Below are 14,682 nucleotides of genomic sequence, written 5' to 3' on the forward strand. Positions count from 1 at the left end.
AATCCCTGTTACTTACCTGACGTCAGCGCCCGCTTCTCTGTGCTGCCAGCGCGCTTTCTCGGAACGAAGAGCAGTAGCCCTGCCAGTAGGAGCAGCACTGCGAGCGCACCACCCGAGGCGATGTTGGTGCCGGTGAAGGCGAGCAACATCGTAGTGAGTCCCTGGATGACGGAACGCGAACCGAAGGCAGGCAGTTCTACCGTCGACGACGTTCCCGTCGTCGGTCGGTAGTCCGAGTCGACCGTGTCGAGGTCGACGGTTGCCGTGTAGGTTCCCGCAGGCAGGTTCGTCAGAACCCACTCGCCGCTGGAGTCGGTGATGACGGTGATCGTGACGGGACCGTTTGGTCCAGCCCACACCACAGTGACCGTTGCATTCGGAATGCCCACTTCTCCACTGTCACGGATGCCATCCCCATCAGGATCATCGAAGACAACACCGGTGAGGGTGGCACTTCCGATCACGATGTAGTCAACGTCATCGCGAGTCTCGCCCGCGGTGAGAGTGGTCGTCGTGTCGAACAGGTCGCCACCGTCGAGGTCCGCGCTGGGCACGTAGCCTTCCGGCAGAGTAGTGGGGTCATAGGAGACCTGCACCTCTCCGGCCGGCAGCCCCTCTTCGAGGTAGTTGCCATTCTCATCCGTTGTTGTCGTGATGATGATGTCATCGTCGGTGCCGAACACACCGTCGGCGCCGGGACTCGTGACCGTGATCACAATGCCAGCAAGACCGGGCTCGTTCGTTCCTTGGACTCCATCGTTGTCGACATCGAGCCAGAGCAGATCGCCAACGCCAGCGTCACCGGCGTAGCCGAAGTCCTGATCGAGGTTCTCTTCACTAGCGGAGAGGATGAGCTGCGACGCGTTGTCGAACCCGCCGTCGGGATCAGCCGTTGCAACGACTCCCGCGGGAAGGTTATCCAGCTCAACCAGGAACAGTCCCTCGGGCAGACCCTCAAAGAGGTAGTTTCCGTCGACGTCTGTTGTCGTGGTCGAGACCACATCATCAGCGTTGCCGAGGATGCCGTCAAGGCCAGCCCAGGTCAGAGTGACGCCCACCTCGGGTATCCCCGCTTCGCCGTCATCTAGGATGCCATCCCCGTTTTGGTCGAGCCACACCGTGTCACCGATCGAACCAGTGGCGGCGAATCCAAAGTCGATGTTTTCGAGGTCTGTTCCCGCCGGGAGCGCTACGGCTGTCGTGGAGTCAGCGTCCACACCAGAGGCTGGAGTGCCTGGCGTCGGTTGGTTCGTGCCAGCATCAGCATCGAATGTCGGCAGCAGGCCCGCCGGCAAAGTCGCCGTGTCAACAGTCACCGAGTAGTTGCCCTCAGGCAGACCATCGAAGAGGTACTGGCCGTTAGCATCCGTAGTTTCCACAAATGTGAGGTCATCGCCGCCACCCGCTACGCCATCTGGCCCGAACCAGACCAGAGTCACGTCGACATTCGGCAGACCAGGCTCACCCGGATCTTCGACGCCGTCGTTGTTGAGGTCGAGCCAGACAGTGTCAGAGATGCTGGAATCTCCGGTGTAACCGAAGTCTTGATTGAGATCGGAGCCGTCAAGTGTGATCGCCGAAGTCTCGTCGGGACCAACCGTTCCGCTGTCGTCGTCATAGGTCGGCGCAAATCCAGAAGGAATACCGCCGATTACCTCGACGAGGTACTCACCGTCCGGAATGTTGATGATGATCCAGTCGCCCTCAGCGTCGGTCTGAGCGAAATAGAAGTCGTCGGCGTCAGCACCAGTTCCACCGGCAACGCCGTCAGCTCCGAAGTAGGTGACCCGAATGTCGACACCGCTCAGTCCAGGCTCATTTAGATCCTGAACACCATCGGCGTCAACATCCCACCACACACGATCGCCAATAACGGAGTCAGCGAAGTAGCCGAAGTCGACATCGTCGATCGCCTCTCCGAGGGCAAGCGATACAGAAGTTTGCGAATCGTTGTTGCCATCCAGATCGAAACTGTTTTCAACCCCGTCAGGCAGACCGCCCAAAATTTCGACCGAATACTCCCCCGGCAACAGATTCGGGAAGAGGTAAGCACCGGAGGAGTCAGTCGTTGTGAGGAACACCCCATCATCTCCACCGCCAGCAACGCCATCTTCACCAAACCACGTCAGCCGAACTTGAGCGCCGTTGATTCCGCGCTCGGTCGGGTCCTGAACGCCATCGTTGTTGCGATCAAGCCACACGTAGTCGCCGATGGATGCGGTGCCGTTGTACCCGAAGTCCTGATCGGTGCGGATCTGGCCCGCCGTCAGAGACGTCGTGGATGTCGAACTCGTTCCGCCGCTCGGATCAGAGACCACCACGTATCCCGCGGGCAAGTCAGTCACGGTCACGGTGTACGGACCTGCAGGCAGATCGCTCACCGTGTATTGACCGTTGGCATCCGTCGACGTCGTGAACGTGATGTTATCCGCCGTGGTTGCGAGGTCACCATCGAGCCCGCCGGAGACAACCGTGACGGTCGCGCCGGGGAGACCAGGCTCATTGGCATCTTGAACGCCGTCGATGTTCTGGTCGAACCAGATGTAGTTGCCAATCGAACCGGTGCCGGTGTAACCGAAGTCGACGTCACGCTTTGCCGCATCCTCGGCGAGCGAGCCTTGCCAGACACCGTTGGGCGTTGTAGCGCCGCCATCAAGGTCGAAGCTCGGCGTCATGCCCGCGGGCAGAGTGGAGGCATCCACAGTCACACGGTAGGTCCCACCCGGCAGATTCTCGACCAGGTACTCACCGAGCGAGTCGGTAACGGTCGTGAACGTCTCATCGTCAGCAGTACCGAAGATGCCGTCGGCGCCGAGATACACGACGGTCACACCGACGCCTTCGAGGAGAGGCTCGCCAGCATCCTGCACGCCGTCATTATTGACGTCGTACCAGATGTAGTCACCGATTGAAGCGAGATCGAGTTCGACGCTCACGACATCTTCAGTCACGTTGTCGTAGTCGTTGTAGTCGATCGACGGATCGCGGCCAGCCGCAGGAACGCCGAAGTATTGCGAGATGTCTGCGGTATTGACGACCTCGGCCGAATCCACATTTTCATCGGTCTCGTCGAGAAGCGGCATCGTCACGGAATACGTGATGGTGACGGAGTCGCCGATCTCGAGCGGGCCAGCAATTGTCCAGCTCAAGGTGCCATCGGAGGGGTCGGAGTCAGTGTTTGTCACACCCTCCGGATCTGTACTGGTGAACGCGGTAACGCGGTCATCGGGAGTGTCTGTCACCGTAACGTCGTAGGCGGGCGAGGTGCCGGTGTTGGTCACGATGATTGAGTAATCGAGAGTGTCACCAGGCTGCGCACGACGGGTGTCCGGGCCAGTAGCCGGGCCATCGACGTTCTTATCGATCGTGAGCGTCGGTTCGACGATGTCAGTGTTCGCAGTGGACGGGGTTCCGTCAGCATCGAACGTTTCCGGTTCTGGCACTGTCGTCGGAGTTCCCGTGATGAGGTTCGTGTCGTTCCAGTAGGGCCACGCAGTGTTGACGAGCGTGCTGCCGTCTGTCGCCGCCGTTGTCACGATCCCCGTGTAGCGGAACGTGATGACCCGGTCTTCTGCCGCAGCAGGATCAAAGTCACCAATAAAGAAACCGATGGTGCGGTCCGTCGCGCTTGGCGCACCGATAACCTCGGTGGTTGCCGCACAGGGGGCACCTTCTTGGTCACACACAGAGTCAAGGAACTCCCCGAAACGCACGTTGGCCGGCATCGTGTCGATGATCGTGGTGTCGTCGGCAACAACGCTCTTCGGGATCGTCACCTCAACCGTGTAGGTAACAACTTCACCGATCGTGCGTGTTGCCGGGGTTGCCGTCTTGTTGACGTCAACTCCCGGTGTTTGCAGCGTCACGATGCTGGAGTCTTGATAGCCACCAGCCTCAGTGCCGAGCGCTGAATCGGAGGTGCGTTCGTCAGGATCAGTGCCGGCGATCGACGTTGTCGTGGCATCCACGGTGTTCACGATGGTGGCGCCACCACGAAGCGGGTCGTCGACGACGACCGTGTAGCTCCGGATGGTGGACGCGCCGGGAGCAAGGCTCGCGACCGTGAAGGTGATGGTGCGGTCGAGTTCAACCCATTCGCCACCGCCGGGAAGGGTCTGGTCGCCAGAGACGGGGTCGCCTTCTTCGTCGATGGGTTGAACGGTGTCCGGAAGGGTGTCAACGACGATGGTGTCATGGGCGGTCGAAACCCCGGCACCGCCACTGTTGCTCAACTCGAGGGTGTACTCAACGAGTTGACCTGCGACAACTTGGCCAGCCACAGCGTTGCTGGCCTTATCCAGAGCGATGTCAGGTTCAACGATCGTGGTCGTCACGCTGTCACTCACGCCGGAGTCGCTTCCGCCATCAACACGATCCCACGTGAAGGTGGCGTCATTAGAGACTGTGTCACCGCGGACCGGGCCGCTAGCGTCGGGCTCCCGAGTGTCGAGCACCCGCACGATGATGGTCAGGACGACGATGTCATCTCCGCTGCCAGCGTCGTTCACATAGGTCGCACCGAGAGGTGCTGTAACGAGTTGCCCATCAACATCCGCATCCCCCGCATCGACACCGTTGATCGTAAACGTGGGGGTATCGACAATCGCGAGATCATCGCTAATGACGTCAGTCACCGCAGGCTCGTTGTAGGCACTGCCGCCTTCAGGAATCGTGGTCGTCACCGTGTAGGTGATGAGCTCGCCGATCGTGGCTTCGGCGCCAGCGTTGTTTCCCACGTCATCGATCGACGTTGTCGCGGTCTTCTCGACGGTGGGGCGGTCAACGTTTGCCGTAGCCGTGTCCTTGGCGGGGTCGCTGTTGGCATCGTCTTCGAGCGCGGGATCGATGTTGTTCTCAGGAATGTACTCCTGAGGATCCCCGTTATTGGTGTCTCCGTCGTAGGAGAGAACGCCAGCAGTGTTGAGGAACTCGTCTCCCAGTGAAGAATCGGCAGGGGTGATCACGTCATAGGTCACGGTGTAACTGTCACCTGCGGCCAGCGGGCCCGGGATTGTCCACTCAATGGAGTCCGGGGATCCTGCTATGCAGTCGCCATCCGGGCTGATGTTTTCAATATCGGAGCACTCCAACAGGCTCGGCAGGTTGTCCAGGACCGAAATGTTTTCTGCTGCTTGGCTTCCCGTGTTGGCAACAACGACCGAGTACGTTAGGCGGTCAGTCGCCTGCACGGTTGCCGCGTCTACGGGGGCACCAGGGATCGCAGCGTCGTTGAGCTCCGTAATTCCCTTGGCCACGCTCACGATCGGCTTTTCGAGCTCGGTATCAGCCTGGTCACGCAACTGGAATACATCGCCTGCGCTATTTTCATAGGTCATTTTCATGATGTTCGCGACGATCGACCCATCCGTTACCGCAGCCGGATCAGAGATCCGCGCTGCAATAAAGACTTGGAACTCGGATGCAGCATCCACCTCGCCGATGTCCCAGCTCAGCAACGACGAGCCGGCGGTGTGGGTGAAGTCGATGCCATCAGCATCCGTGATGGTGCTGTTTGGCGTGTACTCAAATGCTTCGTAGGTGAATCCTGCAGGCAGGAAGTCGGTAACGGTGGCCTCGAGCGTGTCCAAGATTCCGGGGAAATCGACGGTCAGCTCGTAACAGACCAGATCACCAGGGTGGAAAGGACCGGTGACGGTGTCGCTAAACACCAAGCCTGTTTCAGCGCCGCAGGTTGTAGCGACATCTGCCGGCTCCGCGACGCGCTTGTCAATGGTGATACCCAGCGCCGTTTGACCGGCACTGGACTCGTCAACCACGGTCAGTTCGGTCGTGTTCGCATCGCTGTCGGTGATGACATCTGCAGTCGCGGCAAGAGCAACCGAGTTCGTCCACGAGTCGTTCGAGCTCACCGGACCGCCACCGTTGCGGTAGTCGGTCCGCGTGGTCGTGGTCAGCGTGATGGTGCCCGACGCGGATGCCGCGGCGAACGCTGCGGCATTCCAGGTCACGGTGATCGTGCCGTCAGCGTTGGTCACAACGGATTCAGGAGTGAGCGAGCTTGTGTCGTAGTTGAGGCCATCAGGAATGGTGTCGATGACGCTAATTGTGCTGGTGGAGAGCGCGTACTCCGAGGATTGGAAATCGAGCGACCATACGCTCGTGCCACCCTGTGCAATTGAGTCTTGGTCGACAGACTTCTGGATGGCCACGTCTTCGGCCGTCACGGTGGCGGTGGCATCATCCGTGTACTCCGCTGCGCCGTAGGTGCCGGTCGCGGCCGCGTAGTTGGTGAGCTCTTGCTCGTCAGTGGTGAGGTCTCCCGTGTTGTTGTCGAGGTTTGCGGTGGCCTCGCCCGAAGCGGCGACGTTTTCGCGCAACGGGATCGCTGCAGCATAGGCAATCGTGAGAGACGCTCCGGCGGCAATCGTGCCGAGGGAAGCCCACTCCACACGGGTATAAACATCGTTGGGGAGCGGCCCGGCACCGTCTGGGTCGACTGTCACCGTTGACGTCGTGGGCACGAACCCGTTGCAGTTCACCGCGGCAGGGAGCGGTGTGTCATCGATACGCCCCGAGCCGGCATACTCTTCGGTGCCTGCAGTGCTGTTGTCTTGGGTCGTGCAGCCGAGAAATTCGAGCCCGGCTGGCAGAAAGTCGACGACAGAGAAGTTGGTGCTGTTAGTGACACTGTTATTTGTGATTTCCAGCGTGTAGACAGACTTGTAGTCGTGAACACCGCGCAAAAGTTCTGATTCGGTGCTCGGCTCACCCTTGGTCAGCTCAAACGGGATCACCGTGGTTGACGATTCTGCCGTGTCCCACCCAGTGCGCGTGTCTTCGTCGACTTCACCGGTGGTGGGATCAAATTCCACCACAACACGAGGGTTGGAGTTAACGAACGCCTCAGCAGTGCTCGTGAACGTGTCATCCACGTCATATATGGCCGTGTCGTAAGAAAACGAGTACGTCAGCGGCACAACGGTCCCTGCCGAGAGGTCGGCCACGTTGTCCCAGATGAGCTTCGTCGCTCCGCCGGGGAGCGGGATTTGTTGACTGACGGGGTAACTGGAGTCGGTGAGCGTTGCCCCGGCAGGGAGCACGTCAGTGAACGTCAAGTTGTAAGAATTAATCGCGGGCACCGAGGACTGCTGTGCCGAGAGCGTCACCGAGACATCACTGCCATACAGCGTCGAAGCGCTAACCGCCCGATCGAGCTGCACGTCGGGATCGCCCGCCGCTGTTGCTGCCGAGACGGGAACCGTGATGCTCGCTGCGATCAGAGCGGCAACGAGCAGAGGGCGTAGAAAAAGCTTCACAAAGATGGCCTTACGGTGTGGGTGCGTTGGTCATGGAGATCGAACGAATCAACAATCGTCGGGGGTTAGGCCGGAGATGCAGATGAAGAGTACGAGTCCGCGCAGCATGAACTGCGTTTGCAAAAAACGAGACCAATCGCCTACTTCAGTGGGTGAGGTGTACGACAAGGTCTACTGCTCCCAAATGTACCCCGAATTGTCCCCGTTTGCACGGATAGTTCCGAACTGAATCTATTTGTGCTTCGTTACAGGAAACAACAAATGCCGCTGAATCCCCCGACGATCTCTCAAGTTGAGCCCGCTTATGAGGAACATTAGGCACGCATCCGACCCTCGAACGCAGCCGCCGCACCCGGTGCAGAAACGCTCATCGGGTTACAAAATAAAGTGCGCGAAGTGGTCTAGTTTTTGCGAGCGTCGCGAGCCGAAAAACGCGGCCCCCAACACGCGCACCACAACTTCAGCGCCAATTGTTTACTGCGCACCACTAGCCTGTTCGCATGACGGACAAGACTCCCGACAACGACGTTCCTGACGTTCCCGCTGTTCCGCGCGTCTCTAATACCCGCGCCATTGGCACTGTGGGGCAGGGACTCCTCGCGGATACGCCGATTCCCAAGAGTCGCGTGCGCGCGTGGGCGCTCTGGGATTGGGGCTCCGCCGCGTTCAATGCCGTCGTCACCACTTTCGTGTTCAGCACGTATCTGGCGAGTGGTCTATTCATCGACCCCGAGATCGTTGCCGCCGCAGGCGATGACGACAAGAACCCGGCGCTCGTTCTCGCTAAGGCAAATAACACGACCGTCATCTCGGGTGCGCTCACGATTGCGGGCATCCTTGTCGCCATTTTGGCTCCCATTTTGGGGCAACGATCGGATGGTTCTGGTCGCAGAAAATTGTGGCTTGCGATCAACACGGGCCTTGTTGTGCTCGCGATGGGCGCCATGTTCTTCGTCGCTCCGGTGCCGTCGTACATTTATCTCGGTGCTGCGCTCTTGGCTGCCGGCAACGTTTTCTTCGAGTTTGCGAGCGTGAATTACAACGCAATGCTCGTGCAGGTTTCCACTCCCAAGACGGTGGGCCGGGTGTCGGGCTTCGGCTGGGGCATGGGCTACATCGGCGGAATCGTGCTGCTGATCATCCTGCTCGTACTGTTCATTCAGAACTTCGGTAGCGAGACCGGCAATGGTCTGCTGAACGTTCCGTTTGGAACCGATGGCGGCGCCCTCGACGTGCGCTACGCAGTGCTTGCCTCCGCACTGTGGTTTGCGATCTTCGCCATTCCGGTGCTGATCGCAGTGCCCGAGATTCCTGCCGGCGCCCGCCAGAACCGGGTGAGTTTCTTTGCCAGCTACGCCAAGCTTTTCGGCACCATCAAGACTCTTGCCAAGAAGAGCCCGCAGGTGTTGCTGTTCTTGCTCGCAAGCGCTGTCTTTCGTGACGGTCTCGCGGCCGTGTTCACCTTTGGCGCCATCATTGCGGCGCAGGTGTTCGGCTTCAGCCCGAGCGAGGTCATCTACTTCGCGGTTGCGGCCAACCTGGTTGCGGGCATCGGTACCTTTATTGGCGGATGGCTCGACGACAAGCTCGGGGCCAAGAATGTGATCATCGGCTCTCTCATCGGCCTCGTGCTCGCCGGCCTCGCTGTGCTCTTCGTGGGCGACGCCAAAACCGGGTTCTGGATCGCGGGCCTCTTCCTTACGCTCTTCGTCGGACCAGTGCAGGCGGCAAGCCGCAGCTTCCTTGCGCGCATCACTCCGGTGGGGCGCGAGGGCGAGATCTTTGGTCTCTATGCCACGACGGGCCGTGCGGTGAGCTTCTTGGCTCCCGGCCTCTTCACGCTCTTTGTGGTGATGACCGGCGACACTCGTTTCGGCCTCATTGGCATCGTCATCGTGCTCGTTGCCGGAATTGCGCTCATGCTGCCGGTGAAGGCCAAGCAGTCGGTTATTGACTAGTTCGGTTCGAGTCCGAAATTCACTGGCGCCGAGCATCCGTGAGGGGGATGCTTGGCTCATGACCGAAACTGCTCCCACTTCGTCCGTTGCCCGCGCCGAACTTCTCCGTTCGCTTCACGTTCCTGGCACTCCTCTTATTGTCTCCAACGTGTGGGATGCCATTACGGCCCGCACCGTGGCTGAGGCTCCGGGGGTTCGCGCCCTTGCCACCGCGAGCCATGCGGTGAGTTTTGCGCGCGGAGTCTCCGACGGCGAAGGCCTCACTGTTGAGCAGGCGCTGGAGGCGGCATCCATTATCTGTACTGCTGTTGAGATCCCTGTCTCTGTTGATTTCGAGAAGGGCTATTCGCCAGATGCTGCGGGCGTGCAGGCCAATGTCGAACGACTGATCGCGGCAGGAGCTGCTGGCTTGAACATCGAAGACAGCTCGGGACCAGCCAAGGCGCCGCTCTTTGAGCTCGAGGATGCCGCGGCTCGGGTTGCTGCAGCGCGCGCGGCTGGCGATGCCACCGGTGTGCCGATCGCGATCAACGCCCGCGTCGATGTGTTGGCCGGTGGCGGCGAGTGGGATGACATGGTCGCCCGTGCGAACGCTTACCTCACTGCGGGCGCTGACTGCATTTTCGTGCTCGGCCTTGGTGACGAGCAGATGCTTGCTCAGGCGATTGCTCAGATCGATGGCCCCATTTCGGTAATTGGCGGGCCTGGCTATGTGCCGCTGAAGCGCCTCGCAGAGCTAGGTGTCGCCCGCGTCAGCTTCGGCCCCCGCACCCTCGGCCTCACGCTGTCGCACTTGCAGCAGGCCGCCACGCAGCTCACGGCGCTGGGCGACTACCCCGAAGAACTCGGTTACGTCTACTAGATCGCGGTGTGAGGCGTAGTGTCAGATTATGGACACGAAACAACCCATCAGTTACTGGGTGAAACTCGTCGATCGCATCGTTGACGAGCTCTTCGCCACCACCCTTGAAGAGCACGGAATCACCCGCCGGCAATGGCAGCTACTCACCGTGTTATCGAAGGCCCCCGCCGGTGTCGAGCTGCTCGACATCGAAATTGCGCCCTTCCTTGACCGCGCGAATAGCGCTGTGCCACCGACGGAGGGATTGCACACCACGTCGGTCGAGTCGCTCGCCGAGTTGGTGGAGAGCGAATGGCTCACCACGGATGGCGCCCTGTACTACCTCACTGACCGCGGCCGCGCCGTTGTCGATCGGCTCACTATCGTGATTGCGGATGGGCGCGAGAAGGCGACCGAGGGCGTCACCCCTGAACAGTACGAGACCACGGTGACGGTGCTCGAAACTATGGCCCGCAACCTCACGCCGCACCTTGTAGGCGGCTCCGCCTAGCGGATGAACGCCCACCAGATGAGCAGCATCGTCACGAAGAACCCGGTGACGAAATTGAGGGCCAGGAAGTTCTTCCAGCCGCGGTTTGCTGACTCGGCTGTGGCATCCGTGATGTTCCAGAATGGCGCGCACATCGCCGCATAGGGCAGCACCAGAATGGCGCCGAGTGGGCCCGGCCAGCTTGAGAAGAGCAGCAAAACGCCGCCAGCCAAGTACGCGATGACTGCGAAGCGCGTTGTGGCGCGTGCTCCGATGACAGTCGCAATTGACGAGATGTCGGCGGCACGATCGGCGAGCACATCTTGCACCGCACCGAAGGCGTGCGAGGCAATGCCCCAGAGGAAGAATGCACCAAGCACTGCCCAGAGCTGCGGAGTGAACACGGCCCCGGCGAGCACGAGCGCGTAGATCGCAGGCGACACAAAGTGCGTGCTTGAGGTGAGCGAGTCGAGGAACGGTCGCTCCTTGAAGCGCAAACCCTTGGCCGAATAAGCGACAACGGCAAACATGCTGATCAGCAGCACTAACCACGACAGAGGGTTACCGACGATCACGAGATAGATCAAGAACGGGATGGTCGTGATGGCGGCGGCGATGAGCGTTGGCCGGTGCATCCGCGGGGCAAGAAGCGCACCCTCGACTCCGCCCTTGCGCGGGTTGCGCAGGTCAGACTCGTAGTCGAAAACGTCGTTAATGCCGTACATCGCCAAGTTGTAGGGCACGAGGAAGAAGATGGTGCCGAGCACGAATGTGAGGTCGATGACGCCGGTGGTCAGGTAGTACGCGGCCGCAAAGGGGAAGGCCGTATTGACCCAGCTCAGCGGGCGAGACGAGAGGAACAGATCCTTAAGCATGGGAGTCCTTTCGGCGAGAACCCAGCAGCATCCACAAGCACGGCAGCCCGACGACGGCCGCGACTGTGTAGGCGAAATCTTCGAGCGGGGCGACGCCGATGAAAGCGCCGCTGATGGCATCCGCGCTGTAACCCACCAGGCCGACCGAGATCATCACGTTGTCGAAGACCGCGGTCATGACAAGCAGGATGCCGGCGGTAATCGCAATTGCACGCCACCGTGGTGCGCGGGAGGTGGCGATCGCGGACACTGCGAGCGCCGCCACGATCACCAAGAAGACCGCATTCAGGAGCCAGTAGGTCATGACGCGCTCGCCCGCGGCTCGGTCGCTGGTTTAGCGGAAGCTTTGGTGGCGGTCGCGCTGGCGGAAGCAGCGGAGGCGCTGTCGCCCTGGCGGGTGAGTGCCCCATAGACATTCATCGTGAGATAGCAGAGCAGGGTGAGGAAGAAGACTTCTTCGAGCGGAACCTCCGGCGCCACGAGCAGACCGGTCATGAACTCGGTCTCGCCGCGAAAGAAGATGCCGAGGCCGACACCGAGAAGATCCCAGACAAGAAAGAACAGCACGCCGACCGGCAACACGATGCGGGCGCGCCGGGCATCCCGCCAGAAGAACAGCGAAAAGCGTCGATCGAGCACGACCATTCCCGTGAGGGAAATCAGCAGAGCAAGAAGGTAGAGAACGATCACGGCCAGGGCCTTGGTTCCGGTGCGACCACGGGCATGAGCGGCTCGGCAAGCGGGCCTGCAGAGGTGTCGCCGCGCAGGCGCTTCACGAGCACTTCGGCACTGATCAGACACATAGGAAGGCCGATACCCGGGATGGTCGACCCACCCACGTAGTAGAGCCCCTTGACCTTCTTGCTCACATTGCCCGCGCGGAAGAAGGCGCTCTGCTTGAGCGTGTGCGCCGGGCCCAGCGCGGTGCCGCGCCAGGCGTTGAGGTCATCGGCGAAGTCGCCGGGGCCAACCGTGCGACGAACAGTGATGCGGTCGGCGAGGTCGGGGATGCCGGTCCACTCGCTGATCTGCGAGATCACCGAGTCGGCGAGCTTCTCGATGCGCACATCGCCAGCGCCAGCACCGGCGAGCTGACCGTGACCGATAGCGGGGTCGGCCGGAATCGGCACGAGCACGAACACATTCTCGTGACCCTCGGGCGCCACATTCGGGTCAACACCACTCGGCTTGCAAATGTAGAGCGATGCCGGCTCGGGCACCTTCGGCTCATTACCGAAGATGGCCTCGAAGCCCTCTTGCCAGTCCTTCATGAACAGCAGCGTGTGGTGCTCGAGCTCGGGAAGCTCACCCTTCACGCCCAGATACAACAGGAGCGCGCTCGGGCCAGGAACCTTCTTCTCCCAGTAACCAGCGGGGTAAGTCTGCTCGCTCGAAGCCAGCATCGTGGTTTCGGTGTGGTGCAGGTCGGCAGCAGACACCACGGTGTCGGCGTTCAGCGTGTGGGTCTTGCCCGCGGCATCCGTATATTCGACGCCGCGCGCTACGCCCGCGACTGTCACGATGCGCGTGACCGTTGAATCGGTGCGGATGTCGACGCCAGCCGTGCGCGCAATGTCGGCAATACTCTCGATCACCCGGGTGAAGCCGCCCATCGGGTAGAGCACGCCGTCCGACAGATCGAGGTGGCTCATGAGGTGGTACATGCTCGGGGTGAGGTACGGCGAGGAGCCGAGAAAGACGGCCGGGTAGCCGAGCACTTTGCGCAGACGATCGTCTTTGACTGTGCGAGCAACCAAACTCGAGAGAGGTTCGATAAGCAAGCGGATGAAGCGGGCCGCCTTAGCGAGCACCTCTTTCGTTGCGCTCGTGCGCAGATCAGCGAAGCTCGTGTAGAGAAAGTACTTCTTCGCGAGCTCGTAGGTGTCTTTGGCCGAGACGAGGTACTTGCGCATGCGGGCACCCGAACCCGGCTCGATGCTCTCGAATAGCGCGAGGTTCTCTTCGAGCTCGGTTGAAATGTCGAGCGCTTCTTTCTCTCCCTCAAAATAAACCCGGTAACCAGGGTCGAGGGTGACGAGCGAAAGCTGCTCGGCGGCGCTCGTGCCCATGAGCTTGTAGAAGTGATCGAACACCTCAGGCATCAAATACCACGACGGCCCGGTGTCGAAACGGAACCCTTCGTGCTCCCACAGCCCCGCGCGGCCACCCACCTCAGGGCGGCCCTCGAGCAGCGTGACCGAATGCCCCTCCTTAGCCAGCAGTGCCGCACTCGCGAGCCCGGCAATACCGCCACCAATTACTACAACGTCACTCATGGTCGAGGAGTCACTCCTATCGCGGCCGCCGCAGCCAACCGCAGTTTCACAACATCTGGAACCCGCACCCGGGTCTTCACCAATTCGCTCGCCGGAGTTGCCCGGATGCGCTTGGAAAGTTGGGCAAAGAGAGAGTGCGCGAGCGCAACCGCTTTTTTGCTGCTCGCCGGCAGCTCGGCACCAATGGCGGCATCCCGCAGATCAGCATCGAGATCATCAAGCAGTCGGATCTTTTCGGCTTCGGTGAACGAGGCAACATCGATGCCCGGAAAGTAGCTGCGGCCGAGCGTCTCAAAATCGTCGGCGAGGTCACGCAAGAAGTTGACCTTTTGGAAGGCTGCGCCGAGCGCTTGTGCACCGCGCTCGAACTTGGCTCGCTGCTCGTCGCTGACATCGTGGCCGTGCAGGAAGGCACACAGGCACATAAGACCGACAACTTCAGCGGAGCCGTAGACGTAGCGATCAAAGCTGGCCTGGTCGTGCTCTTTCTGGTTGAGATCCATGCGCATCGACTCGAAGAAGGGAGCCGTGAGCTCTGCACCAAACGACACCTCGCGCGCGGTGAGCGCGAAGGCATGAACGACGAGGTTCGAGCTGAAGCCGCTCGCGATCGCGTTCTCGGTTTCTTTCTCAAGTTCGTTCAACTGACGGCCCGTCGCGATCACGTCGAGACCGGCTTCTTCGGCTCCGCCGTCAACGATTTCGTCGGCCACCCGCACGAGAGCGTAAATGTTCTCGACATGCTGGCGAACATCCGTGCCGAGGAGGCGGGATGCCGCAGAAAATGACGTGGAATAGCTGCGGATGACGATGCTGGCAGCATCTTCGGCCACCCGGTCATACAGCTTGAGGCGTGAACTCACGCGCGCCCGCCCTCGGCAGGCTCAGACACATTGGTTAGGCTGAGTGCAGGCCGACACATGGGGTGCGGCATTTCGATTCGTTCCACCTAGGCAGACTATCGC

General features: G+C 60.6%; 9 protein-coding genes. 3 read left to right on the top strand and 6 right to left on the bottom strand.

The features are described 5' to 3' along the window. Window positions 1-8: 8 nt before the first annotated feature. On the bottom strand, window positions 9-7,277 hold the full coding sequence (locus I6E56_RS08260; protein ID WP_197137263.1) for an SdrD B-like domain-containing protein: 7,269 nt from the start codon (window positions 7,275-7,277) through the stop codon (window positions 9-11). A 500-nt stretch (window positions 7,278-7,777) separates the two neighbouring features. Here I6E56_RS08260 and I6E56_RS08265 point away from each other — a divergent pair, with 500 nt between their 5' ends. From I6E56_RS08265 to I6E56_RS08275, 3 genes are read left to right on the top strand one after another with little or no spacing between them, the layout of a single operon-like run. After that, window positions 7,778-9,235 carry an MFS transporter gene (locus tag I6E56_RS08265; RefSeq protein ID WP_231606284.1) on the top strand — a complete coding sequence of 486 codons (1,458 nt, stop codon included), beginning with the start codon at window positions 7,778-7,780 and terminating at the stop codon, window positions 9,233-9,235. Window positions 9,236-9,293: 58 nt separating this feature from the next. Then, window positions 9,294-10,097 carry an isocitrate lyase/phosphoenolpyruvate mutase family protein gene (locus I6E56_RS08270; RefSeq protein WP_197137264.1) on the top strand — a complete coding sequence of 268 codons (804 nt, stop codon included), beginning with the start codon at window positions 9,294-9,296 and terminating at the stop codon, window positions 10,095-10,097. 28 nt (window positions 10,098-10,125) lie between these two features. Then, on the top strand, window positions 10,126-10,587 hold the full coding sequence (locus tag I6E56_RS08275) for a MarR family winged helix-turn-helix transcriptional regulator (protein WP_197137265.1): 462 nt from the start codon (window positions 10,126-10,128) through the stop codon (window positions 10,585-10,587). Here I6E56_RS08275 and I6E56_RS08280 read toward each other — a convergent pair. Genes I6E56_RS08280 through I6E56_RS08300 form a run of 5 tightly spaced genes read right to left on the bottom strand, consistent with a single transcriptional unit; the run spans window position 10,584 to window position 14,580 of the window. Continuing rightward, a complete protein-coding gene (locus I6E56_RS08280; RefSeq protein WP_197137266.1) occupies window positions 10,584-11,441 on the bottom strand; it encodes a prenyltransferase in 858 nt (285 codons plus the stop codon). The genes I6E56_RS08275 and I6E56_RS08280 overlap by 4 nt on opposite strands. Next, window positions 11,434-11,745, bottom strand: a complete 312-nt coding sequence (locus I6E56_RS08285; protein WP_197137268.1) for a lycopene cyclase domain-containing protein — start codon at window positions 11,743-11,745, stop codon at window positions 11,434-11,436. Before I6E56_RS08285 ends, I6E56_RS08280 begins: the two co-directional genes overlap by 8 nt. Further along, window positions 11,742-12,131 (bottom strand): lycopene cyclase domain-containing protein, encoded by a 390-nt coding sequence (locus tag I6E56_RS08290; protein ID WP_197137270.1) that lies wholly within the window; start codon window positions 12,129-12,131, stop codon window positions 11,742-11,744. The genes I6E56_RS08285 and I6E56_RS08290 overlap by 4 nt, the downstream gene beginning before the upstream one ends. Beyond that, window positions 12,128-13,717 carry a phytoene desaturase family protein gene (gene crtI, locus I6E56_RS08295; RefSeq protein ID WP_197137272.1) on the bottom strand — a complete coding sequence of 530 codons (1,590 nt, stop codon included), beginning with the start codon at window positions 13,715-13,717 and terminating at the stop codon, window positions 12,128-12,130. The genes I6E56_RS08290 and crtI overlap by 4 nt, the downstream gene beginning before the upstream one ends. Continuing rightward, complete coding sequence (locus tag I6E56_RS08300; protein ID WP_197137274.1) at window positions 13,714-14,580, bottom strand: squalene/phytoene synthase family protein; 867 nt, start codon at window positions 14,578-14,580, stop codon at window positions 13,714-13,716. Before I6E56_RS08300 ends, crtI begins: the two co-directional genes overlap by 4 nt. Window positions 14,581-14,682: the final 102 nt, after the last annotated feature.

It is taken from the genome of Salinibacterium sp. NK8237, from assembly GCF_015864955.1.
Lineage (GTDB): Bacteria > Actinomycetota > Actinomycetes > Actinomycetales > Microbacteriaceae > Rhodoglobus.

Excerpts from the sequence above, each read along its gene's own strand:
- I6E56_RS08265 (WP_231606284.1), top strand. The coding sequence starts at position 7,778 with ATGACGGACAAGACTCCCGACAACGACGTTCCTGACGTTCCCGCTGTT.
- I6E56_RS08270 (WP_197137264.1), top strand. The coding sequence starts at position 9,294 with ATGACCGAAACTGCTCCCACTTCGTCCGTTGCCCGCGCCGAACTTCTC.
- I6E56_RS08275 (WP_197137265.1), top strand. The coding sequence starts at position 10,126 with ATGGACACGAAACAACCCATCAGTTACTGGGTGAAACTCGTCGATCGC.
- I6E56_RS08280 (WP_197137266.1), bottom strand. The coding sequence starts at position 11,441 with ATGCTTAAGGATCTGTTCCTCTCGTCTCGCCCGCTGAGCTGGGTCAAT.
- I6E56_RS08285 (WP_197137268.1), bottom strand. The coding sequence starts at position 11,745 with ATGACCTACTGGCTCCTGAATGCGGTCTTCTTGGTGATCGTGGCGGCG.
- crtI (WP_197137272.1), bottom strand. The coding sequence starts at position 13,717 with ATGAGTGACGTTGTAGTAATTGGTGGCGGTATTGCCGGGCTCGCGAGT.